This window comes from Synechococcus sp. O70.1, assembly GCF_047462215.1.
GTDB lineage: Bacteria > Cyanobacteriota > Cyanobacteriia > Thermostichales > Thermostichaceae > Thermostichus.
Window position 1 is genome coordinate 1 of sequence record NZ_JANSIT010000004.1, and the last position, 21,574, is coordinate 21,574.

At 59.7% G+C, this 21,574-nt stretch carries 22 protein-coding genes; 9 read left to right on the forward strand and 13 right to left on the reverse strand.

The window, feature by feature from the left end; all coding sequences use genetic code 11:
- The coding region (locus tag NW833_RS03090; protein ID WP_414411515.1) for an AAA family ATPase at positions 1-390 on the reverse strand (390 nt) is incomplete at its 3' end.
- A 128-nt stretch (positions 391-518) separates the two neighbouring features.
- Here NW833_RS03090 and NW833_RS03095 point away from each other — a divergent pair.
- Complete coding sequence (locus NW833_RS03095; RefSeq protein ID WP_414395560.1) at positions 519-959, forward strand: RrF2 family transcriptional regulator; 441 nt, start codon at positions 519-521, stop codon at positions 957-959.
- 95 nt (positions 960-1,054) lie between these two features.
- Positions 1,055-1,969: a S1 RNA-binding domain-containing protein gene (locus tag NW833_RS03100; RefSeq protein ID WP_414411516.1), complete on the forward strand. Its 915-nt coding sequence runs from the start codon at positions 1,055-1,057 to the stop codon at positions 1,967-1,969.
- 245 nt (positions 1,970-2,214) lie between these two features.
- Here NW833_RS03100 and NW833_RS03105 read toward each other — a convergent pair whose 3' ends face one another.
- Positions 2,215-2,850 (reverse strand): exopolysaccharide biosynthesis protein, encoded by a 636-nt coding sequence (locus tag NW833_RS03105; protein ID WP_414411517.1) that lies wholly within the window; start codon positions 2,848-2,850, stop codon positions 2,215-2,217.
- A gap of 185 nt (positions 2,851-3,035) precedes the next feature.
- Here NW833_RS03105 and NW833_RS03110 point away from each other — a divergent pair, with 185 nt between their 5' ends.
- The 3 genes from NW833_RS03110 (at position 3,036) to NW833_RS03120 (ending at position 7,214) form a co-directional block, all read left to right on the forward strand.
- A complete protein-coding gene (locus NW833_RS03110) occupies positions 3,036-3,368 on the forward strand; it encodes a hypothetical protein (protein WP_414411518.1) in 333 nt (110 codons plus the stop codon).
- Positions 3,369-4,675: 1,307 nt separating this feature from the next.
- Positions 4,676-6,253: an ArnT family glycosyltransferase gene (locus NW833_RS03115; RefSeq protein ID WP_414411519.1), complete on the forward strand. Its 1,578-nt coding sequence runs from the start codon at positions 4,676-4,678 to the stop codon at positions 6,251-6,253.
- A 61-nt stretch (positions 6,254-6,314) separates the two neighbouring features.
- Entirely contained in the window at positions 6,315-7,214 is a 900-nt protein-coding gene (locus NW833_RS03120; protein ID WP_414411520.1) for a putative CRISPR-associated protein, read from the forward strand.
- Here the strand turns inward: NW833_RS03120 and NW833_RS03125 are convergent.
- The 4 genes from NW833_RS03125 to NW833_RS03140 all read right to left on the reverse strand — a co-directional run bounded on the left by NW833_RS03125 (position 7,211) and on the right by NW833_RS03140 (position 10,861).
- The gene (locus tag NW833_RS03125; RefSeq protein WP_414411521.1) at positions 7,211-8,689 is read right to left on the reverse strand and encodes a hypothetical protein; all 1,479 of its coding nucleotides are present in this window, start codon (positions 8,687-8,689) and stop codon (positions 7,211-7,213) included. The genes NW833_RS03120 and NW833_RS03125 overlap by 4 nt on opposite strands.
- A 73-nt stretch (positions 8,690-8,762) precedes the next feature.
- On the reverse strand, positions 8,763-9,458 hold the full coding sequence (locus NW833_RS03130; RefSeq protein WP_414411522.1) for an alpha/beta hydrolase: 696 nt from the start codon (positions 9,456-9,458) through the stop codon (positions 8,763-8,765).
- A gap of 31 nt (positions 9,459-9,489) precedes the next feature.
- Positions 9,490-10,503 carry an oxygen-dependent coproporphyrinogen oxidase gene (hemF, locus tag NW833_RS03135; protein ID WP_414405752.1) on the reverse strand — a complete coding sequence of 338 codons (1,014 nt, stop codon included), beginning with the start codon at positions 10,501-10,503 and terminating at the stop codon, positions 9,490-9,492.
- Between the two features lie 115 nt (positions 10,504-10,618).
- On the reverse strand, positions 10,619-10,861 hold the full coding sequence (locus tag NW833_RS03140; RefSeq protein ID WP_414395204.1) for a Ycf34 family protein: 243 nt from the start codon (positions 10,859-10,861) through the stop codon (positions 10,619-10,621).
- 223 nt (positions 10,862-11,084) lie between these two features.
- Here NW833_RS03140 and NW833_RS03145 point away from each other — a divergent pair, with 223 nt between their 5' ends.
- The 3 genes from NW833_RS03145 (at position 11,085) to NW833_RS03155 (ending at position 14,364) form a co-directional block, all read left to right on the forward strand.
- Complete coding sequence (locus NW833_RS03145; protein WP_414395562.1) at positions 11,085-11,381, forward strand: hypothetical protein; 297 nt, start codon at positions 11,085-11,087, stop codon at positions 11,379-11,381.
- 396 nt (positions 11,382-11,777) lie between these two features.
- Positions 11,778-13,061, forward strand: coding sequence for an MDR family MFS transporter (locus tag NW833_RS03150; RefSeq protein ID WP_414411523.1), 1,284 nt, complete (start codon positions 11,778-11,780; stop codon positions 13,059-13,061).
- 52 nt (positions 13,062-13,113) lie between these two features.
- The gene (locus NW833_RS03155) at positions 13,114-14,364 is read left to right on the forward strand and encodes an NAD(P)/FAD-dependent oxidoreductase (RefSeq protein ID WP_414411524.1); all 1,251 of its coding nucleotides are present in this window, start codon (positions 13,114-13,116) and stop codon (positions 14,362-14,364) included.
- On the opposite strand, the gene proC is transcribed toward NW833_RS03155, so the two are convergent.
- The 4 genes from proC to speB form a co-directional block, all read right to left on the reverse strand.
- Positions 14,308-15,111, reverse strand: a complete 804-nt coding sequence (gene proC, locus NW833_RS03160) for a pyrroline-5-carboxylate reductase (RefSeq protein WP_414411525.1) — start codon at positions 15,109-15,111, stop codon at positions 14,308-14,310. The genes NW833_RS03155 and proC overlap by 57 nt on opposite strands.
- Before the next feature lie 5 nt (positions 15,112-15,116).
- On the reverse strand, positions 15,117-15,692 hold the full coding sequence (locus tag NW833_RS03165) for a cell division protein SepF (RefSeq protein ID WP_414411621.1): 576 nt from the start codon (positions 15,690-15,692) through the stop codon (positions 15,117-15,119).
- A 346-nt stretch (positions 15,693-16,038) separates the two neighbouring features.
- Positions 16,039-16,746 (reverse strand): YggS family pyridoxal phosphate-dependent enzyme, encoded by a 708-nt coding sequence (locus tag NW833_RS03170; protein WP_414405757.1) that lies wholly within the window; start codon positions 16,744-16,746, stop codon positions 16,039-16,041.
- Between the two features lie 75 nt (positions 16,747-16,821).
- A complete protein-coding gene (speB, locus tag NW833_RS03175; protein WP_414405758.1) occupies positions 16,822-17,727 on the reverse strand; it encodes an agmatinase in 906 nt (301 codons plus the stop codon).
- A 157-nt stretch (positions 17,728-17,884) separates the two neighbouring features.
- Here speB and NW833_RS03180 point away from each other — a divergent pair, with 157 nt between their 5' ends.
- Positions 17,885-18,637, forward strand: a complete 753-nt coding sequence (locus tag NW833_RS03180; RefSeq protein ID WP_414411526.1) for a DUF561 domain-containing protein — start codon at positions 17,885-17,887, stop codon at positions 18,635-18,637.
- A 72-nt stretch (positions 18,638-18,709) separates the two neighbouring features.
- Here NW833_RS03180 and NW833_RS03185 read toward each other — a convergent pair whose 3' ends face one another.
- The 3 genes from NW833_RS03185 to NW833_RS03195 form a co-directional block, all read right to left on the reverse strand.
- The gene (locus NW833_RS03185) at positions 18,710-19,303 is read right to left on the reverse strand and encodes a Uma2 family endonuclease (RefSeq protein WP_414411527.1); all 594 of its coding nucleotides are present in this window, start codon (positions 19,301-19,303) and stop codon (positions 18,710-18,712) included.
- A gap of 140 nt (positions 19,304-19,443) precedes the next feature.
- Complete coding sequence (locus NW833_RS03190) at positions 19,444-20,196, reverse strand: GvpL/GvpF family gas vesicle protein (protein ID WP_414411528.1); 753 nt, start codon at positions 20,194-20,196, stop codon at positions 19,444-19,446.
- Positions 20,168-21,295, reverse strand: a complete 1,128-nt coding sequence (locus NW833_RS03195) for a sugar phosphate nucleotidyltransferase (RefSeq protein WP_414395220.1) — start codon at positions 21,293-21,295, stop codon at positions 20,168-20,170. The genes NW833_RS03190 and NW833_RS03195 overlap by 29 nt, the downstream gene beginning before the upstream one ends.
- Positions 21,296-21,574: the final 279 nt, after the last annotated feature.

The window sequence follows — 21,574 nt, forward strand, 5'->3', positions numbered from 1 at the left end:
CAGGGCGCTCTGGGGGCGCGGGGTTGTGCTGTTATTCTCGTGTGCTTGGATGACATGGTCAAAAATAGGGCCGGGGCGAAACTCAAACTCCACTTTTTCCTTGTTGAAAAGAGTGAGGCCAAGAATGTCAGTCGGCAAGAGGTCGCTGGTAAATTGAATTCGCTGAAACTTGGCCCCCAAACTGCGGGCTATGGCCCGCGCCAACGTGGTCTTGCCCACTCCCGGCACATCCTCTAGCAGGACATGACCTTCTGCCACCAAGGCTGTCACCACCGCCTGCACCACCTGCGACTTGCCCTGGAATACCGATTCGACGTTGGCCATCAGCCTGCCGATCTGCTGCTGCAAAGTTTGCAGTCGCTCCGCCGGCATCCGGGTGCCCGCACCCACCATAGATCGATCCAAAGAGGCCTATTCCACCATACAAGCCCAATCCCAGCCCAGAGCAGGATCCCACAAAACCCCGGCGGAAAACCGGAATATCATAGATCTCATCCCTACAGCTAAGGATGGGTATTTTGGAGCTGTCCTGCAAAAGCGAGTACGCGCTCCTGGCGCTGCTGGAATTGGCCCAGCACTACAACGACGGCCGGGTGCTGCAGATTAGGGAGATTGCAGCCCATCAGTCCATTCCCGACCGCTACCTGGAGCAACTGTTGGCCACCTTGCGCCGGCAAGGGCTGGTGCGTAGCCAGCGGGGGGCCAAAGGGGGTTATTTTCTGGCTCGACCGCCCTGGCAGATTTCCCTATTAGACGTCATTCAGGCCATCGAGGGCGAGGAGCTGAGCCGCTCCCGCACCTTGCCCAGCAGCGATCTCACTCCAGAGCGCCAGGTGCTTCTGCAGGCTTGGCAAGAGGCCCAAGCAGCGGCAGTGGACATTCTCCAAAAGACAACCTTGCAAGATCTCTGTGACCGGCAGGCCCAAGGGCAACAGGCCAGGCTGATGTACTACATCTAAGCTGCAGCAAAAGTCAAGGCAGACAGGAAGGGCTGGGATCCTGACTTCGTTTTGGGTTATCCTGGAGCGCACTGCTTCACATCGCTACCCTGGCCATGAGCTTGCACTCCCCTCGCCCGCCCGCTGCCGAGATCTTTTCCGCAGAAGACTTTGCCCAGGCTCTAGCGGCCCAAAGCCTTGACTTCCGACCGGGCCAGGTAGTGCGAGGTCGCATCTTCCAGCACCAGAGCGACGGCGTTTTGGTGGATATTGGCGCCAAGTCGCCAGCCTTTTTGCCTCTCAAGGAAGCTGGGGTTGGCTCAGAGGAAGACTTAAGCCAGGTGTTTCCCCTCAAAAGCGAAGCCGAGTTTCTCATCTTGCGAGAAGACGCAGAAGGGCAGATCCTGCTCTCGGTGCGGCGGCTGCGGCTGAAGCGGCTCTGGGAAGAGCTGGCCGAAAAGCAAGCCAGAGGCGAGGTGGTCACAGCGCCAGTGATTGGCATCAACAAGGGCGGGGTGGTGGTGGATGTGCAGGGCCTGCGCGGCTTCATTCCGCGCTCCCATCTCATCCAGCGGGAAGCTCTGGAGGAGCTAGTGGGCCAATTCCTCACTGCCAGTTTGCTGGAGGTCAACCCCGCAGCCAACAAGCTGGTGCTCTCCCAGCGAGTGGCCCGACAAGTGGAGAGCTTGGGGAGCTATACCACTGGCCAAGTGGTGCGGGGCAAGGTCAGCGCCCTCAAGCCCTTTGGCGTCTTTGTAGAGCTGGAGGAAGGGGCCAGCGGGCTGTTGCCCATCAAGCAGGTCAGCCAACGCTTTGTCGCCTCCCTCTCCGACTTGTTCCAGCCAGGGCAGCCCATCAAAGCCGTGGTCATCGATGTGGATGAGGCCAAGGGGCGGGTCGCCCTCTCCTTGAGAGTGTTGGAGAAGTACCCTGGCGAGGTGTTGGAGCAACTGCCTCTTGTTCTTGAGGAAGCTGAAAAACGAGCCGGCAAACTCAAGGGGAGAATCACGTCCGAGGGCGAGGTCATTTAACCCATGCCGCCTGCCGAGGCGCTCCAAGCCGAGCTTTTTGGATCCCTCAATCTCGCCCCATTGCTACAGAAGCAGTGCTGGGGGCTGCGGCAATGTCACGCCGCCAGAGGTAGGGGTGTTGAACACCTCAGCCAGGATCTCCCGCTAGCGGCGCGGAGCTCTAGATTGCAGCAAGGTGTAGGCGATACAGCTTGTCAGTGAAGCTGGGATCCCCAACTCCCTCTGGGAGAGAGGCTGGTAGGGCGCTATCTTCGCAGCCAATCCAACAAGGTCGTTCCCCCCAGCCCCAAGCCTACCAAAATGGAAGTGGTCAGCAGCCCCGCTGCCACACAGATCAGGGATCCCAAGCTGCAGAGGATCCCATCTTCTTCCAGGAGGCCAAAGGCGGTGACGAAGACCCCCATCGCTGGCAGGGTGTTGGTGCCGGGCACGGGAATGATCATGGAAATGCCCATCAAACCCATCCAGGTGCCTAGCCAGACCTGGCCCAGGCGACTGGTGCAGACGAGGTTCCAGCGGGGGCGGGCAACTTGTTCAAGGCGCAGCAGCCAAGGGATCCCGGCCTGCACCCATTTTTGAAATTGCTTCCGTTCAATGGATGTCTGCAGCACCCATGGCGGCAGCCAGGGAGTGGCTCGCCCTGCCAGCATTTGTAGGGCTAGCAGCAGAATAACCACGCCAAAGGGAGTGGAATAGCCAGGAGCGGGCAGAGGCAAAGCCGAGGGAAAAGACAGCACTGCCAAAAACAAGCCAAAGCTGCGCTCGCGCGCCAGTTTGAGAATCTCTTCGAGGCGGATCGCCTCTGGTGGGGATCCCTCGGGCTGCTCCGAGCTGTTGGCAAGGCCGGCTAAGCGGGCTAGCTCATGGGATAGACGTGCCATAGCGGGAAAGGTTGACCAAGGCCTAGCCTACTGCAAATTCTGAGTCTGTTGGATATCCTGAGGCTTGAGGAAGAAGGTGGTCTTGGAGGGGTGAAATGAGCGGCCAGGGGCTTGGTAGGTGGTTGGACAGGGAGGTGGTCAGCCGTAGCCTTGCCCAGAGACCAAGGCGTTGGCCAGCACAGGGGATGGCTGGGCTGGTGTTGCTGCTGGGATCCCTACTGCTGGGGAGGATTGGCGCAACCTTTGCCGAAACCCCACTGTCAGTGGGCACCTCCACTACCTTGCCTCCCCGAGCAGAGCCGACCTTACCCCCTCCGCCCCAGGGAGTTCGGCAAATCTCTGAAAAAACCAATCCAGAGGAGACTGCTGACATGCCCCTTTCCCTGCTGGCAGAGCAGGTGCTGGAGGCAGTGTGCGAAGCACAAATTGATGCCGAACGAGCCTTGGCCCTCATGCCTGACCTGAGCAAGTCCCATATCCGCGCCGCCTGTCCAAATCGGCTGATCCCCAAAAGCTGAAAAGGAAAATCGCTGGTCTTCGACTCCTTCACCTCTTGCTGGATGCTGCTGGGGGCGCTTAGGGAGCTTTGTTTTGGAGTTGCGCTCCCTCCGAGCGATCTAGTTGCTTTGCAAGTCAAGCTGCACTAACTGGGCTGGCTAATTGACCCGTGTCTATCGTCCTAGCCAGCCATTACAAGTCCTGGAGCGCCCAGCTTACCTGCAGGGGGATCCTCTCCTCCCTGGCTTTGTCCTGGATCTCAGTCTAATTTGGGCATAAAAAAGCAAACTCCGCTCTCAAAATGAGCAAAACTCTGTATTGCGGAAAACGGTCAAGTATCACGCCAGCAAGCAATAATGAGGGCAAAGCCTGGGGATCCCGACGGAGGTAAGCCTATGGGGATGAGGTGTGTGGAGCAGACCCCCAGCAAGCGTGTTTATCTAAGGGGGCTTGGAGTTTTGTCGGTTAGTGCTATCTTTGCTCTCTTTTTGGTGCTGTGTCTTTGTTCCCTGACTTGGCGTTTTCTGGTAGATCGCAGCTTCACTTGCTATCGCCTTGATCAGGATATGGTCAACTGCGAAGTGGTCTTCCAGCCACTACTCTTACCAAAATGGGTCAGGTCTTAATTATAACGTAAGAGGGGCCAGAACCAAAACTGAAGTTCAAATAGACTTTGAGGGAGACAAGAGAACCTATTACTACGTCACTCTCATAACTTCTGCAGGAGAAAAGGAAGCCTGGTCAACTGCCAGCGAGAGCAAAGCCCGACAATTGGCAACAAAGATCCAATCGTTTCAGGTGAGTGCAGAGAGTCAGCTATTGGTGGACGGCAATACTCTCGACTTAGGAAGTTTGTCTGTACTTCTGATTGTGCTTTTTCTCCTAGGAATGTTATTTCTGTTAGGTCTATTGCGAACAGTTGCGCTACCGAGATGCCGGCTGACCTTTGACCGCTCCCTAGACCAGATCTTGGAGGAGTACCTCACTCCCTTTGGGATAAGGAGGAGGAGGAAAACTTACTCCTTCAGAGACGTGCAGCAAGTTGTGGTTCAGAGCACAACAGACTCTGATGGCGATACCTTTTTTCGGTGGAGGTGCAGTTGCAATCAGGAGAACCTTTGTTGTACCTGAGTTTTGGTCCTGATGATAGCAAGGCAAGGGCGGAAGCAGAACAATTGGGCCAGCTTTTGAGGTGTCCAGTAAGGCTGCCGGAGACAACGCCTTAGGCCTAGACTAGACCCCCCTTGGTTTTTGGGGAAGGTGGGGGAGGCAAGATTTGCCAAAGCTGAGATAATGGCATCTGCCCACGCGCTCAAAGCGATCCCCTGTGCTGCCGCGGGCTGTTCTGTGGATTCTGGGGTTGAGCCTGCTTTTGCGCTGTCTGGTCGCAGCTCTGTTGCCGCCAGGCTTTGACGAAGCCTACTACTACCTCTATACCCGCCATCCGGACTGGAGCTATTTTGACCATCCGCCCCTGGTGGCCTGGACGACGGGTTTGGGGCCTGTTTTGACAGGTCAGGTGTCGGCTTTTTCCATCCGACTGGGATCCCTATTGGCCTACACCGGCTCTTCACTGTTGCTTTACCTCACCGGAGCACGGCTCTTTTCAGTGCAGGCGGGGCTGATTAGCCTGGCAACCGTTAGCATCGCACCCATTTTCTGGATTGGGTTTGGGGTGCTAACCCTGCCGGACAGCCCGCTGACGTTGTTTACGGCGGCAACGCTGTGGGTGGCTGCCCAGGAGTTTTTTCCGGCTCCCAAACCGGGGGTCTACGGGTCGGCTCGCTACCGACCGGGACCGCGCCTGGCGCTGATTGGGCTGTTGGTGGGGCTGGCCTCTCTGGGCAAATACCACGGCCTGGCGTTGGGGTTTGGCCTGGTGCTCTTTTGCCTGCTCAGCCCGGCCCACCGCTGTGCCTTTAGATCCGGCTGGGCGCTCTTGGCGGCGCTGGGGTTCTTGGCAGCCTTTAGCCCAGTGTTGCTCTGGAACGCCCAGCAGGATTGGATCTCCTTTCGCTTCCAAGGGGGGCGAGCGGTGCCGGAGACAGGCTACCGCCTGCAGGATCTGGCTCTGACGGTGCTGCAGGAAGTTTTTTATCTTTTCCCAACCTTGGGGATCCCTTTGCTGGGGCTGAGCTTGGCAGAGGGCGGGCGGCTGGGGCTAGCTCTCTTCCAGAGAAGACGCCTCGCGGATCAGGAGCTGAGGCATCTTTTAATCCTGACCTGTGGGCTGCCGCTAGTGCTGGCTTTTACCTTGATGGGGGGCTACCGGCCCATCCTCCCCACCTGGCCGATGCCGGGGTTTTGGGTGCTGAGCTTGCTCTTGGGATCCCACTGGGAAGGATGGCCAGGAGCAAAGCGGCTCTTGGCGGGGACGGCGGTGGCGGTGGGTCTGTTGGTGGGGGTGGGGCTAGCCCATGTGCGCTACGGGTTGCTGCAGGCGCCCGGCGGCTTGGGCCTGTGGCCAGTGGAACGGGATCCCTCCACCCAGCTCATTGAAATTGAGCAGTTGCGCCGCCAGTTTCAGACGGATCCCCGCCTGACTCAGGCCCTGGAGGCAGTAGACTTCATCTTCACCAATACCTACTTCCTGAGCGGGCAGATCGGCATGGCCTTGGCACCGCTGACGGAGAAGCCCCTCACCTGCCTAGATGAAGATCTGCGGGGCTTTGCCTTTTGGTCTCAGCCGGAAGACTGGCTGGGAAAAGACGGGCTGCTAGTCACCTCCAAGCTGTTCCAGCCAAAAGCAGGGATCCCAGCCACCTACGGCAACTATTTTGAACACATTGAACCGGTGGCCGAGATCCCTCTGCGGCGAGCGGGTGCAGTGGCGCAGACCTTTCAGGTGTACCTGGCTCGGCAAATGCGCCAGCCCTATCCCCGTCCCTACTCCCGCCGGCGCTGAGAGCCATAGCTTTGGGCTTCGCTACCCTATAAGTCCGCCGGTTCAAATTTGCGGGGAACCCATGCAGACCATCATCATGACCGTGGGCACCTCTTTGCTCACCAACCCGGACAAAAACCTACAGCCGCCGCGGCCGTGGCTAGGGCAAAAAACCATTGGGGATCCAGAGCGGGCCTTAGCCTGGATGAGAAAGACAGACCTGGAGCTGATCAGCGCCGAAACCAACACCTACTACCGGCTGGACCCCACCCCCCAGGATGCCTTGATTTTGCTTTACTCAGAAACTCCCGAAGGCCAAGAGTGCGCCCAGATTTTGAAGCTCTTTTTTTTTGAGGAAGCCCTGGGCCAACAAGGGGTTTCCCTGGTGCCCCTCCCCGGCATCAACTACGAGCTGGAGGAATCCTCCTTGGAACGGATGGCCGAGCTGCTGAAACAGTTGGCGGAGAGCGCTAAAGGGCTCGTCACCTTCGCCGCCACTGGGGGGTTCAAAGCCCAGGCCATGGTTATGGCCGTGGTGGGCAGCCAACTGGGGATCCCGGTCTGCTACATCCACGAGCAATACAAGTCTTTGGTGTATCTGCCCTATCTGCAACCGCAAGTCCAGCCTCGGATCCCGCGGGCGAGCTTGCCAGATTCTGGCCGCAATCGCGCCGAGGTCATCCAATTGCGAAGCGAGAGTAGCCACCACCGTCCTCGCAGTTGGGTCAAGGTGGAAAAGCTCCTGCGCGACCTTCCCTGGGTGGATCTGGTTCGCTACGACCCAAACGCCTACGCTGCCCCCAAAAACGGCGTCAAAGCCGCCAACCGCAAAACTGAAGATGGCCGCCACATTCTGTGGATCCATCTGCACGAGAGCCAGGACACCCATCTTGCCGTTCGGGTAGAGACCACCGGCTATACTCCCGAGCATCTAGAGCAGGCCGCTGCCGAGCTGCGGGAGCGCCTCGGTCGCCTCATTTAGCTTTTGCTCAACTGCTGGGCCACGAGTTGCACGATGGCCTGGGCCGCACCCGGTCTGCCCCCCAGCTGTTGCAATTCCCTCTGCATCTGCTGGCGTCGTTCGGGATCGGCCAACAGGGCCCGCACCTGTTCGGCTACCTGGGCTGGTCGCAAATGGCCTCGCAGCTCCGGCACCACCTCCCGTCCTGCCCAGATGTTTGGCCAAGCCAGGTAACCCAGCCACCGCAGGGCAATTGTGTTGATGAGGCGGGCTATCCAAGTGCCCAGGCCAGGCAAGCGGGCCAACAGGCCAGGGATCCCGTCCCAGGCGCGCATCGCCTCCAGCTTGTTGGTGGGGATCGCCACCACCATGGGCACCCCCAGGTAGGCCAGCTCAGCGGTGTTGGCTCCAACTGTAGTCAGGCAGAGGTCGCAATTGGCTAGCACAGAATAGGCGGGGAAACGAGTCCACAGTTGTACCGTGGTGCCAAAGGGAGTGACGAAGTGGGATCCCAGGTTGGTTTGCTCCAGGGTGGCGGAGGTGCCGTAGATCACGGCCATATCGGGGTTGAGCTTGGGATGGGCGTAAGCCGCCAGCGACTGAGGGGTCTGGCCAGGAGCCACTGGGATCACGAAGCGGACGTTGGGCAACAACTGGCGCAACTCATCGGCCACCGCCAGCACCAGCGGCACTCCCAGGGAGAGCTTGGCCGGCTTGGAGCCGGGGAGCAGCCCCACCTGGTAGTGGGTGCGGTTGCGGTCGCCAAGACGTTGCCAGCCACGCGGCAGCAAGGCTTCGTCGGCAGAGGGGGGTTCCACCCTTTCCGGTGCCGTTTGCCCCGATTCCGGCTCCTCGATGGGATCGGGGAGGGGCTGGAGGAGGGTGGAAAAGCCTGCCGTCGCTTCAGGAGCAGCGCTAGAAGCCGGCGGGGGGAGAAAGCGGCTGCTGAGCCAGCCGGGAAGAGGGATCCCCGGCAAGGAGACAGCACTGGCCACTCCATCGGCCATCAGATCCCCGACCACCTGCATCTTGGCAGCCCAGCGGTGGCCCAAGAGGCGTCCCCCGTCGTAGCGGCGTTTGATCTCCTCCGTCCGCACCGCAAAGACGTCTACCCAGGGTCGCCAGCGAGGCCGACGCTCCGCATACACCACCAGACGGTAGCGCAGACGGCGGGCAATCCAGAGCGCAAAAAACTGATCCCCTCCTAGAAACAGCACCACCCCCCGCTTGGCCCAATCCCAGGCTTCTTCGGTCTGACCCGTGAGCAAAAAAGCTAGAAAAAAATCGGGATCCTGAACCCGATCGACCTGGATAAATTCCTCTGCTATCTTCACCTCTTGCCCAGAAGCGTGCGGACAAGGAGAGAGCACCAGGGAAAGACGCGCCTGGGGCAGTTGCTGACGCAACTCTAGGACAACTGGCCGCACCCAGGTGAGCAGCTCGCCGGGGCCGTTGGAGAGGATGAGGATGTCGTAGGGAGGCTGGCCGCCGTTCACTGAGAGCCTCAGGGGGCAAAAACTTTGCCGCTATTGTAGGGGATCCCAACAGCTCCCAGCCCTTGCCCAGGGTTCAACTCCAAGGAGGGCCACCGTTTTTGTCCAACTGACTTTGCAACCACTCCTGGATATCCCGCAAACTTTCTGGGGAAACCTCGTGGCCCATTTCGTACTCCCGATAGGTCAAGCGCAGGGGCAGCAAGGCAAAGTAGTCGCGGATCTGGCGGCCGAAAGCCACAGGCAAAACGGTATCGGCGGTGCCGTGAACCACGAGGACACTCAGGTGTTGCATCCGGGCTGGCTCCACCGCCTCGGCTAGGATCTCCGGTGAAAGGCGACCGCTTATGGCCACTACGCCAGCCAGCTTCTCCGGCCGGGTTAGAGCCAGATATAGGCTCATGATCGCCCCCTGGCTAAACCCCAGCAAATAGACCTGGGCTGGATCCAGAGAAATGTCGGCCATCCCCTGGGGCAGAACCTGCTCCAGAAAGTGGCTGACAAGCTCCCGGCTGCGGCGGGCTTGCTCGGGATCCCCCACCAGCCCTTCCGGCGTCCAGGCCATTTCAAACCAGGCAAAGCCACCCGCTCCCCAGGGAAGCGGCGCCCTTAGGCTAATCACCGCTAGGCGGGGATCCAAGTAAGGGGCCAACTGGAGGAGATCCCCCTCATGGCTGCCGATCCCGTGCAGCATCACCAACACAGGAGCAGATCCCGGCCCGGCCTGGCGGGGCGGTTGAAAGCGGTAGACCAGGGGCAGAGGGGAAGACAACGCGATCCTCAAAAATTGAGACCAGTACCGCCTAGGCCCAATCCCGAGGCTGGCGCAGCACTTCGTAGAGCTGGGCTTCCCAGCTATCGGGCGGCGGCTCGTAGCCGTATTCCCAGCGCACCAATGGCGGCAACGACATCAGGATCGACTCGGCACGACCTTGGGTCTGGAGACCAAAGACCGTGCCCCGGTCGTAGACGAGGTTAAACTCCACATAGCGCCCGCGCCGGTAGAGTTGAAACTGTCGCTCCCGTTCCCCCCATTCCATCCCCTGCCGCCGCTCCACAATCGGCACATAGGCAGGCAAGAACGCCTCGGCACAGGCTTGCACCAGCTCAAAGAGATGCTCCCAACTGCGGGATCCCACCCGCGCCTGGAGTGGCAGCGGCTCAGCCACAAGCTGTTCGGGATCCGCCTCTGCCTCACCCTCAGGGCGGTAGAGCAGCCCGGGCCGGTCGTCTTGATAGTCAAAGAAAATGCCGCCAACGCCGCGGGCCTCGCCCCGATGGGGCAAGAAGAAGTAGCGGTCGCACCAGATCTTGAAAGTTGGGTAGTAGACCGGATCCAGACGGTCGCAGGCCGCTTTGGCGGTGCGGTGAAAATGAGCCGCATCCTCCTCAAACAAGTAGTAGGGGGTGAGATCCATGCCGCCGCCAAACCACCAAACCGGCCCCGCCTCGAAATAGCGGTAGTTGAGGTGAACCGTCGGCACATAGGGGTTGCGGGGATGCAACACCATGGAGGTGCCGGTGGCGTAAAAGGGATGCCCCGCTGCCTCGGGGCGATGTTTCAAAATCGAAGGGGGCAGCTGGGAGCCAAATACCTCGGAAAAATTGACCCCTCCTTGCTCGAACACGCCTCCTTGCTGGATGACCCGCGAGCGACCGCCTCCCCCTCCAGGGCGTTCCCAGCTGTCTTCCCGAAACTTGGCTTTGCCGTCCAGCGCTTCCAGACGAGCACAGATCTCGTCCTGGAGATGCCGCATAAACTGGCCTACCCGTTGACGAGCATCCGTTGGTGGTGCTGTCGGGCTTGCGGTTAGCATCGTAGTCTTCCCAATCTCTCGAAATAAACGAACTAAGGCTTTTGCCTGCAGCAGACCTAAGTCTCAAGCCCCCAGGCGCGGAGAACCCTTTTGGCATCTAGGCCATCTCTAGATTTTAAGTGGGAACGACCTCGTGGGGGCGGAGCCTTGCCCACTTGTTCCGCTCCTCACGAAAGCTCTGGCAGGCCACCACATCCCACTCCATCTCAGTGCCGCCGTTGCGGATGTTGACGTTGATCTGGGGCCCTTGCGGCTCAAAATCTGGCGTCAGGGTGAGGTGGGGCTGTTGGTGCTGCGCTTCCACGGCGTGATAGGTGGTGCAGCGATCCACGTAGTAGCAGTGAATACAAATACACATGGCTGCTGCCTACCAGAAAGAGTCTGCGATCTCGACAATAGCATCCTGTCTTCGGGAAGACGAAGGATCCGGCTTGCTCAGCCGATTCTTGAGACATTTCTTAGGAAAGAGAGGCGTCTCCCCTTCTCTCGTCTAAAATCTCAAGATACTCATATCCACCCGTGAGGCTAAGGCTTGGTTCCCGCTCAGGATCAAGCCAGCCAGGCTATCCCGAGGAATTGCCATGAACACCCACACCCGCTACCGCTTTATCTGTACCCTCTCCTTTGGGGATATCTACGGCCAGATCATTGTTTGGCTAATCGTGATTTTTGCTGGCCTGGGCGCCGCCCTCTCTCTGATGAATAGCCCTCTCTACGCCTTCCTCACCATCGCGTTGATCTTGGTCATCTCCCTGCCTTTTCTGCTCTTTGCCTTCGTGACAACATTGCTCAACCACATCGAGTTTGTGGCTGTTCCTCCTGAGGAAGAAGAGGAAGAGCGCGCTGTGGCAGCCAAGTCGCCAGTGGCTGTCAGGTAACAGCCAGTTGGATCCTCTCCTGCTGGCCCACGGATGCTAGGGGTTGGCAAGCCGCCTTGCTGGCCGGCGGGTCTTGGTTCTCAATGCTTGTTTAATTTTTGCTACAGTTTGTTGCAGCCAGCCCTCCAAGCCCTGGCCCCCAAGGTCTGTCTCGGTGCCGATGGGTGGGCCGACCAAAAGAAAAGGCGAGCCGGCGGGGTTTAGGTCGAGAGAGGGCTGCCAGCCAGTTTGGGAAAGCAGGTGTTTGGTGGTGATGAAGGCGATGGAAAATAACCTGGCTCAGCTCGACTACCGGCTGTGCCGGCTGGCGCGGCTGCTCCTGCCTGCTGCACTGGATTCTGGCGTCAGCGACTGGGATCCCCTAGGCTAGGTAACTTGTCTCCCGTTGCCTCCCCTATGCGGATCCCTTACTGGTGGCCACAGCTCGGTTTTCAGGTCTGGCTGATCTTTATCGGTCGGCTGATTTCCCAAACCGGAACCGGTTTTACTCTGTTCTACACTACCCTCTTTTTCGTCAATCAGGTAGGGCTGACGGCCACTCAGGTAGGTTTGGGTCTGGGCATGATGGCCTTTGCTGGCGTGCTTGGCCGCCTTCTCGGGGGATCCATGGCAGACGGAGCTTGGGGCCGCCGCTCCACTTTGATCCTCTCGCTGGCCATTTCCGCTCTGGGCTCCTTTGGCTTTGCCCTTTCCCATGGCTTCTGGAGCTTTGCCCTGGCCAACCTGGCGGCAGGGTTCGGGCAGGGCCTCTATTGGCCGCCGGTGGAGGCAGTGGTAGCGGATCTAACCACGCGCGAGCAGCGCAACGAAGCCTATGCCCTAAACCGCCTGGGGGATAACTTGGGCCTGAGCCTTGGCGCCGCCATGGCCAGCGTCCTGGTAGCTCTGACGAAGAACTACCGCCTCCTGTTTGTTATCGACGGCCTCACGTACTTGGCCTTTCTAGCCCTACTCTGGCTTTGCGTTCAGGAAACTCGAGTAGCTCAGCCGGCGGCAGAGCCTCTGTTGGCAGGCTGGAAAGTTGCCCTGCGGGATCGCCCCCTATGGGTGTTTGCCCTGGCCAACATTTTCTTCACCACCTACATTGCCCAACTCAGCAGCAGCTTGCCCCTTTACTTGCGCAAGGGAGCTGGGATCCCTGAGGTGCAGATTGGGCCGTTGTTTGCCCTGCACGGGGCCATCGTTGCCCTGCTGCAGATACCGGTGGCCCGCTGGCTGAACCGCCTCACCCGCATCCAAGGTTTACAGGGATCCGCCCTGATGTGGGGCCTGGGATTTGGGTTGGTTTGGCTCAGCGGCCCAGCAGCACAGTTGGGAGCGATGCCGGCTATAGGGATGGCGGCCTTGGCCTTGGCGGTGCTCTCCTTGGCCTTGGCGAGCTACAACCCCTCAGCTTCGGCGCTGGTGGCAGATTTGGCCCCAGAGCATCTGCGGGGGGTTTATCTATCGATCAACTCCCTCTGCTGGGCAGCAGGCTTTGCCGTTGGGCCGCTCATTGGGGGAGTGGCTCTGGATCTGCCACCTCCTTGGGCGGGTGGGCTGTGGCTCTTTTGGGTGGCCAGCATCAGCCTGGTTTGGGGAATCCTTGGCTTTTTGGACAGCATCCTACCCCGCAGAGTCAATGCGGCAACGGTCTTTCCGCCAAAAGCGGCTGTTCCCCTGCACAACGCAGAGCCCTGAGGCTGGATCCCGGTCGGTTTGTTAAGCTAATGTTACCTTCAACCCTCAAAGCATGCGTCGCATTTGCATCCTTGGGGGCGGCTTTGGCGGGCTGTATACAGCCCTGGAGCTCATCCGCCGGCCTTGGCCGGAGCCGCCGCAGATTACCCTGGTGGATCGTCAGGAGCGCTTTGTTTTTGCTCCTTTGCTCTACGAGTTGCTCACCGGCGAGATGGAGGAGTGGGAGGTGGCCCCCCGTTTCCAGGATTTGCTGCCGGAAGGGGTAGCGTTTCGCCGCGGCGCGGTGCAGTCGGTTGACCTCCAAGAGCACCGCGTCTTCCTGGCAGAGGGGCAGACCTTGGAGTACGACGCCCTGGTGCTGGCGCTGGGAGGGGAAACTCCCCTGCAGGGCGTGCCGGGAGCAGCGGAGTTTGCCTTTCCCTTCCGCACCCTAGCCGATGCCCAACGGCTGCGGGCCCACTTGCAGGCCCTAGAAGCGCGGGATCCGGCTCAGGCCATTTACCTGGCTATTGTGGGGGCAGGGGCCAGCGGCGTAGAGCTAGCCTGCAAATTGGCTGACCGGCTGGGATCGCGCGGCCAGATCCGTCTTATTGAGGTGGGATCCCAGATTTTGCCGGGGTTTGCTCCCTCAAGCCGGAAGGCAGCCCAGGCGGCGCTGGCCCAACGGCGGGTGCAGGTGGAGCTGCAGACCAAGGTACTTGGGATCGAGGCTACGGGAGGCGCTCCTCCCTTTCGTCTGCAGCGGCAGCGCCTGGCAACTCAGGAGATGGCTGTTGACTTGGTCGATGCTGTGCTTTGGACAGTCGGCACCCAACCAGCGGCGGCCATTGCTAACTTGGATTTGCCCAAAAACGAGCGGGGCCGCCTGCAGGTTCTGCCCACTCTCCAAACGCCCACCTTTCCCGAAGTATTTGCCCTGGGCGACGGAGCAGCGGTGGTGGATGCCACAGGACAGCCCGTACCTGCAACTGCCCAGGCAGCTTTCCAAGAAGCGGGCTACTGCGCTTGGAACCTGTGGGCTCTGCTCACCCAGGAGCGGCCGCTGCTGCCGTTTCGCTACTTTTCGCTGGGGGAGATGCTCAGCCTAGGGGCGGATACGGCAGTAGTCTCGGCCTTGGGCGGCCTTACCCTAACCGGCCCCCTGGGCTACCTAGCGCGGCGAGTTGCCTACCTCTTCCGCCTGCCCACTCTAGAGCACCAGCTCAGGGTGGGGTGGAGCTGGATGACCCGCCCGCTGTGGCAGGCGCTAGGATCCCTGGAGCTGACGGGAGCGCTCGTAGGCCGCCCGCACCGCCTGCATTAGGGCCCCTCGCACCCCTGCCTGTTCCAGGACTTGGAGGCCGGCAATGGTAGTGCCGCCGGGGCTAGTGACCTGGTCTTTGAGCAGGGCGGGGTGCAGCTGCTCCTGCTGCAGGAGGGCAGCAGTGCCTGCCAAGGTCTGCACCGCCAGTTGGGTGGCGATGGGGCGCGGTAGACCCACTCCTACGCCGCCGTCGATGAGCGCTTCCAGGATCACTGCCAAATACCCTGGCCCCGATCCTGACAGGGCGGTTACCGCATCCATCTGGCTCTCCGGCACCGTCACCACCTGGCCTACAGCCCGAAACAACCTTTCCACCAGATCCCTTTGCTGAGGCGTCACCCCTGGCCCGTAGCAGATAGCCGTGATCCCTGCCCCCACCAGTGCCGGTGTGTTGGGCATGGTGCGCACCACCTTTTGCCGGGGAAAAGCCTGCTGCAACTGCTGCAAAGGGATCCCGGCCATAATAGAAATGACCAACTCTGTGGCCGCCGGCTGCCCTATCTCTGCCACTACCTGCGGAAAGACCTGGGGCTTGACGGCCAAAAATAAAATCTCGGCCTCCCCCGCCTCCGAGGGATCGGCCAATAGACGAATGCCAAGCTCTTGCTGGAGAGCGGTGGCCCTGTCCTTATCGACCTCCCGCAGCGCCATCTGCTTTGGAGAATAAACCCCTGCCGCCACCCAGCGGCGCAGCAGGGCAGATCCCATAGCTCCGCCCCCAATGACACTCAGCAGCGGTTGCTCCATCGCAGCTACTGCTGGCCTACCGCCTGCAGGTGCTCATAGCCGCTGGGCCAGAGAGGGGTAGGGCCTTGCAAAGGGCGCTGCAGCGGCTGCATAACTTGGCTACTGGGGGTGGAGATGGTGACGGTGCTGGGGGTGAATAAAAAAATATTCTCCCCAATACGCTCCTGATGGCCGTCAATAGCGTAGGTGCCGCCGGCAACAAAGTCCACCGAACGCTGCGCCTCGGCGGGATCCATCAGGCTTAAGTTCATGATCACCGTTTTGCGCTCGCGCAGGTATTGGATAACCTGGGCCATTTCATCAAAGCTGCGCGGCTCCAGCACCACTACTTCATTGGTCGGCTGGCTGACGCCAGGCAATCCAATCACCTTGCTCCCCATACCACTCCCTCCTGAGCGCTCCCGAGGAGGCTGACTGCGCCGATGGCCACGCGACTCTTCCCGATGGACAGGCCCTTCGCCAGCTTCTGCTGAGCGCTGCCGCCGTCCCCGCCAGGGGTGCTCTACCTCCTCCTCACTAGAGGTGGCCGATGCAGAACGGTGTCTTTCGTAGAGAAGTTGGTAGTCGTCCTGCCCCTCCATCTCCGATTCAGAGTACTCCTCCAGGTTATCCGCGGGATCATTTAAGCCCACAAAGTCCTTTACCCTGCTCCAGATTCCACTGACATTCATCCCTTGCATCCTCACTACCTACCCTACATCTACAGCAAGCTCGGCGTTTAGACCCGCGATCTTGGGCAGAGGCCCAAGCTAGGAAACGTCCTTCATATTCTCTTTCAAGAGACTGAGGAGGCCTTTGGGCAAGAAGCTGCCAACGCCAGCCAAGTAACGCAGGCCTCCCCCTCCAAAGAGCCCTGCAGAGCAATCCTGGAGGGGCACAGCTTCAGAAAAATTTAATCACAACTCAAGGGCTTCATAAAGTTTGCATCTACCGACGCTCGGCATTGGCAAACAGAGCGCGTCCCAGCCGAATCAAGTTGGAGCCTGCCGCCACTGCCAGCAGGTAGTCGTCAGACATCCCCATCGAGAGGGTGCGTAGCTGCAGGCGCTCGTAGCCGCTTTGCCGAATGGACTCAGCAAGCTCAGCTAGTTTACGAAACAGTTCCAAGGCGGCCTCTGAGCTAAGGCCGAGCGGCAGAATGGTCATCAGGCCCACAATTTCCACCTGCAGCAGCTGATTGAGCTGAGGCAGGCTCTGCAGCAGGTCGGGGACAAGCCAGCCGAATTTGTTGGGATCCGGTGCCAATTTCACTTGCAGGCAAAGCTTGGGGGTGAGGTGGAGCTCCCCCGCTTTTTGGTCAATCAGCTTGGCCAGGCGCAGGCTGTCGACGCTGTCAATCCAGGCAAATTGCTTGAGGGCTGGCTTTACTTTATTGGTCTGGAGGTGTCCAATCAGGTGCCAGACAATGTCGGTCAAATCCTGCAGCTGCGCCTGTTTGACGGCTGCCTCTTGCACCCGACTCTCGCCGAAGTGGCGGATCCCGGCTCGATAGGCGGCGCGGATGTGGTTGACGCTGTAGCCCTTGCTCACCGCCATGATCTCCACCTGCTCTGGGATCTGGGCTCGGACAGCCTGAATGCGGCTGTGGATGAGCTCCTCGTCAACTAGGGGCGGCGGCAAAGAAGGCGAGGACATGGCTGGGGGCATCTAGGAAGCTGGCAACACCGAGAGTCCAGTCCTTATTGTGTCTGGAGGCAAAACAGGAGGAGCTTAACCCAAAGCGGCGGCTAGGATCTGATAGGCCAGCTTGGCGACGGTAAAAGCGCTGCGGCGATCGGTTTCTCGCTCCCCGGTAACGGCCAGCTCCACCACGTCGGCGCCGACAATCTGCCGCTGCTGCCCCAGCGCTCGGATCAGCTCCACGGTTTCCCACCAGCTCAGCCCACCGGGCTCAGGGGTGCCGGTGGCCGGCACGACCGCGGGATCGAGGCCGTCTACATCCACCGTCAGGTAAACCTGGGCTCCCAGCGTGGCAATCACCTCTGGGATCCACTCCTGAGCTGGCTTGCTGTGCAGGCTGTGGGCAAAGAAGGTGTGCAGGCGGTACTTGCGGATGGCCTGGCGGTCTTCGGCGCAGATAGAACGGATCCCCACCTGGGTAAGGCGGCTGCCCACTTGCTCGACTACCCGGGCCATGGCCGAGGCGTGGGAGTAGCGGGATCCCTCGTAGCTATCTCTAAGGTCGCAGTGGGCGTCGATCTGCAGCACGTGCAGCTCGGGGTAATGCACCAAGTGGGCAGCAATCAAGGGGCCAGTGATGGAGTGCTCGCCGCCAATGGAGAGCAAAAACCGCCCCGGCCTAACCCACTCGGCAGCGCGGCGCTGAATTTCGGCCATGGCCAGCTCGTGGGTATCCAGCCCCTCGAACTCTACCGGCGGCGCCGTCCAGTAGCGGGAGATCTCTTCGCGGCAGTCGGGGCGGAGGGCCGGCTGGCAGTCCCTCACCTCGTCGTAGATCTCCACGTAGGCCGAAGCCTCCAGGAGCGCTTGGGGGCCCTTGGCGGTGCCTTTTCCGTAGGAGGTGGTGGCCTCGTAGGGGACAGGCAAGAGAATGGCATGGGCTACCTCTGGGTCCGACTCGGTCAGGCCCAGAAAAGGCAGGGGAGAGCGATACATAGCAAAAGTACAAGAAGGGATTCCTATTGTATTGAAGGGAAAGATCCCTTGTGAGATGGAGGCAAAACCCCTACACTGGTATTGCCGCGGCTAAACAGCGGCCCCTTGGCTTTCCCTCTCCATTCTGTCTCGTTGAATAAGCTGACCTGACACTTCTATGACCCCTGCCTCTCAAGCTGCTCTTTTTGACGCTCTTGCCCAGCGCCGTGCCCTCAAGATCATCAGCGGCCTGCAGAACTTTGACCTGGAGTCCGTGCTGAAAATTGCCCGTGCTGCCCAGCAGGGAGGGGCCACCTGGGTAGATATTGCTGCCAGTCCCGAGTTGGTGCAGGCGGTGCGGGCTCAAGTAGATCTGCCCATCTGCGTGTCGGCAGTGAATCCGCAGCAGTTGGCTGTTGCGGTGCAAGCAGGGGCTGACATGGCCGAAATTGGCAACTACGACAGCTTTTACCCCTCAGGCCGCGTCTTCTCCGCAGAAGAGGTTTTGGAGCTCACTCGCCAAACCCGCTCCCTCCTGCCGCGCACCCTCCTATCGGTAACCGTTCCCCACACGCTGCCTTTGGATCAGCAGGCGGAGCTGGCGGAGAAACTGGAAGACCTGGGGGCTGACTTCATCCAAACCGAGGGCAGCACCAGCGCTAAGCCGCGCCATAGCGGATCCCTGGGCCTCATTGAGAAAGCTGCCCCCACCCTAGCTGCCACCTATGAGATTAGCCGAGTAGTTTCCGTGCCGGTCATCTGCGCCTCCGGCCTCTCGACGGTAACGGTACCTCTAGCCATCGCTGCTGGGGCCTCGGCGGTGGGGGTGGGCAAAGCTGTCAGCCGCCTCCAGGACGAGGTAGCCATGGTGGCCCAGGTGCGGGCGCTCAAGGAGACTCTGGCTGGCGCGCGGGTGCCGGCGCTGGTTTGACATTGGCTGGGAAAGTCTTTTTCTTGGGGTGGCCATCGCCACCTCTTAATTTTGGGACAATCTAAGGGCAGGCTAGAAAGGCAGCTTATGGAAGAGCTCGGCAAGCGGCAACTGGAAGCCAGGGATCACCTCCTCCCCATCGAGGGTATCTGCGGACTTTAGCAGGCGATCTGGCTCGTGAGCAGAGCGATAGACCAACACGTAGCGCTGAGTTGGGCTGATGACCCAGACCAAGCGGGCACCGTTCTCGAAATAGTCGGCAATTTTCCCCTCGATTTCCTCTACGGTGTTGCTAGGAGATAGCACTTCAACGGCCAGATCCGGAGCCCCTTCCAAAAAGCCAGTGGGCAGCTCGGCCATCCCTTGTAAGCGTTCCCTGGCAAAGAAGGAAATATCGGGCGATCGCAGATTTCCACTCTTCATCCTGAAAGCGGTGCTGGAATCGAACAGAGCGCCTAGCTTCTTGGCCTTGACAACTGCAAAAAGAGCTGAACTTAGAGTGATAGTAAGATTTCCATGCAGTGCCCCTGCACTTCCCATGTCTACCAGTTTTCCATTGACAACCTCATAGCGGTGCCCATCTTTAGGCAGCGCCATGAGTTCCTCATCAGCCCAAATCTTTTTTTCCTGTTGGACTTCTTTTTTGGCTTCGGTTACTGCGGCCATCGAAAGACTCCTTGGGAGTGATCACTCTGGGCAACGATGTTGAATAGCCTTCCCCAGATGCCGATATGAATCTGGCCTGAAATGGCTCCGCCCTAAGTTGCAAGCCCATGTTATCAATCCTGGGGAGGAATACAGGCCGGTCAAAGCTTGACGAAATTGTAGGGAGCAGTGAAATTGTTGTAGCGGATGCGCAGCCGTCCCTGAAAAGCTTGATCCAGCTCCTCCACTTTTTGGGCAAAAGCCGGCTCATCTTCCCAGTTAATGAGAAAAGCGCTGTTGTAGGCCATGTTCTCGGTAAGCAGCTTTCCTTCCACACAATCGCTGGCAAGGGGAGCAAGGGCAGCCGTGAAGGTGTGGGCAATATGCTGGCGTCGCTGCTCCAAAAGTTGCTCCAAAGCCCGTCCCATTTCCACGACGGCCTCCAGTCCCAGCGGAGTGCCAGCCAGCTCGTCGCGGCGGGCTTTCAGGGCGGGGTTTTCTTCTAACCCCAACTGGAGCTCTCGCTCGGGATCCCAGAAGACTTTTACCCCCACCTCCCGCTTGCCCTCTAGGCGCTGCAGCAAGGCCAAGAGCTCGGCCAGGCGTGGCTTGACCAGATCCTGCTCCACCTGATCCCAACTGCTCACTACTAGGCCAAACTGTAGTGGCAGTAGGGTGCGATGGCCCTCATTCATGACGCTTTCCAAAACGGCCTCATGAGCCAGCAGGTTGGCCCGGCTAGCCAGGTAACGCTCCTGGCAGGTTTGGGAATAGAGGAAGGCCAGGGATCCGAGCACGTGAACCCGCACCGGCTGCTTGTCCAAGCCGACTACATTCAGGTGGCGCGGGCCAGGGGCAGCGACGATCCCGTAGAGGTAGAGGGCGCTAGCGGGGTTGAGACTTGCCGTTGCCATGGCTGCGAGCATCTCCAATGAGCCAGGTAAGGTTGGACTCCTCCGTGTCTATGGCATTGCCGTCTGAGGAAATGCAGTAGCGGCCCATCACCATCTGGTGGCGCAGGGTTACCCCTGCAGCAATTTGGGTGTAGTTGAAGATGAGGCTGGCATCCAGCGTACACCCCTCGTTTAAGACACAGCCGTAGCCAATGGCCGTGGGGCCGATGAGCTTTACCCCGTCTGCCAGGTAGGTGCTGGCCCCGATGTAGACTGGCGGCTCGATGTGGATGCGATCCCAGTTGGCACGGATGTTGATCCCTGTCCAGACGCCGGGCCGAATCTGGATCCCCGGTACCTTGACGCCCTTGATCTCCCCGCGCAGCACCTTTTGCACAGCCAGCCAGTAATCGTGGGTACGGCCAATGTCCACCCATTGGAAGTCAGCCTTGACGCCGTAGAAGGGAGCGCCGACTTTGACCAAAGTAGGGAAGAGATCGCCGCCAATGTCGTAGGGACGGCCAGGAGGAATATAGTCAAACACCTCTGGCTCAAAAACATAGATGCCCGTGTTGATGGTGTTGCTAAGGGCCTCTTCTCGCCTTGGCTTTTCCTGGAAAGCCGTAACCCGACCCGTTTCATCAGTAACCACCACCCCATAGCTGGAGACCTGGCTGGGATCCACCTCCCGCAGCACTACCGTGGCCAGCGCCCCCTTGGACTTGTGGAAATTGACCACCTCAGTGAGGTTGAGGTCAATCAAGGCATCGCCGCAGAGCACCACGAAGGTGCTGTCGAAAAAGCCGGAGAAATCCTGGATCTTGCGCATACCGCCAGCAGATCCCAGGGGCTCGGCCACCGGCTGGCCGTTCTCAAAATGGCCCTCGAAGGAAAAGCCAATGTGTACTCCCCACTGCTGGCCATCCCGGAAGTAGTCCTCAATTTGGTGGGCGAGGTGGCTAGTGTTAATCATGATCTGGTCAAAGCCATGTTCCCGCAGCAGCTCCACCAAAAACTCCATGACAGGCTTGTGCAAAATGGGAATCATCGGCTTCGGCATCATGTAGGTAATGGGCCGTACCCGCGTTCCCTTGCCGGCTGCCAGGATCATGGCTTTCATGCCTTTGTCCCTCCTCCGGGTTCCCGTGTTCTGACTTTACCATCCCAGGATTGGCTTTCTAGGTGAGAGGCGAGACTAGCCCTCTAGCTCCTATTCTCACAATGAGACGGCGCTCCAGCTCAAGGTTGTCAGCTCTGCCGAGCAGCCCCACTGTAGCCGCCCAGATCTTCAAAGTTAGTTGGGCAAAGGTCTACTGCTAGCTCAATCAAGAAAACACTTGGCTGCCCTGCCGCAAAAAAGGTTAACGCTGCAGAACCTTGAGAGCTTGCCAGGCCAGGA

Excerpts from the sequence above, each read along its gene's own strand:
- NW833_RS03100 (WP_414411516.1), top strand. The coding sequence starts at position 1,055 with ATGAGCTTGCACTCCCCTCGCCCGCCCGCTGCCGAGATCTTTTCCGCA.
- NW833_RS03105 (WP_414411517.1), bottom strand. The coding sequence starts at position 2,850 with ATGGCACGTCTATCCCATGAGCTAGCCCGCTTAGCCGGCCTTGCCAAC.
- NW833_RS03110 (WP_414411518.1), top strand. The coding sequence starts at position 3,036 with ATGGCTGGGCTGGTGTTGCTGCTGGGATCCCTACTGCTGGGGAGGATT.
- NW833_RS03120 (WP_414411520.1), top strand. The coding sequence starts at position 6,315 with ATGCAGACCATCATCATGACCGTGGGCACCTCTTTGCTCACCAACCCG.
- hemF (WP_414405752.1), bottom strand. The coding sequence starts at position 10,503 with ATGCTAACCGCAAGCCCGACAGCACCACCAACGGATGCTCGTCAACGG.
- NW833_RS03140 (WP_414395204.1), bottom strand. The coding sequence starts at position 10,861 with ATGTGTATTTGTATTCACTGCTACTACGTGGATCGCTGCACCACCTAT.
- NW833_RS03145 (WP_414395562.1), top strand. The coding sequence starts at position 11,085 with ATGAACACCCACACCCGCTACCGCTTTATCTGTACCCTCTCCTTTGGG.
- NW833_RS03150 (WP_414411523.1), top strand. The coding sequence starts at position 11,778 with ATGCGGATCCCTTACTGGTGGCCACAGCTCGGTTTTCAGGTCTGGCTG.
- NW833_RS03155 (WP_414411524.1), top strand. The coding sequence starts at position 13,114 with ATGCGTCGCATTTGCATCCTTGGGGGCGGCTTTGGCGGGCTGTATACA.
- proC (WP_414411525.1), bottom strand. The coding sequence starts at position 15,111 with ATGGAGCAACCGCTGCTGAGTGTCATTGGGGGCGGAGCTATGGGATCT.
- NW833_RS03165 (WP_414411621.1), bottom strand. The coding sequence starts at position 15,692 with ATGGAGGGGCAGGACGACTACCAACTTCTCTACGAAAGACACCGTTCT.
- NW833_RS03170 (WP_414405757.1), bottom strand. The coding sequence starts at position 16,746 with ATGTCCTCGCCTTCTTTGCCGCCGCCCCTAGTTGACGAGGAGCTCATC.
- speB (WP_414405758.1), bottom strand. The coding sequence starts at position 17,727 with ATGTATCGCTCTCCCCTGCCTTTTCTGGGCCTGACCGAGTCGGACCCA.
- NW833_RS03180 (WP_414411526.1), top strand. The coding sequence starts at position 17,885 with ATGACCCCTGCCTCTCAAGCTGCTCTTTTTGACGCTCTTGCCCAGCGC.
- NW833_RS03185 (WP_414411527.1), bottom strand. The coding sequence starts at position 19,303 with ATGGCCGCAGTAACCGAAGCCAAAAAAGAAGTCCAACAGGAAAAAAAG.
- NW833_RS03190 (WP_414411528.1), bottom strand. The coding sequence starts at position 20,196 with ATGGCAACGGCAAGTCTCAACCCCGCTAGCGCCCTCTACCTCTACGGG.
- NW833_RS03195 (WP_414395220.1), bottom strand. The coding sequence starts at position 21,295 with ATGAAAGCCATGATCCTGGCAGCCGGCAAGGGAACGCGGGTACGGCCC.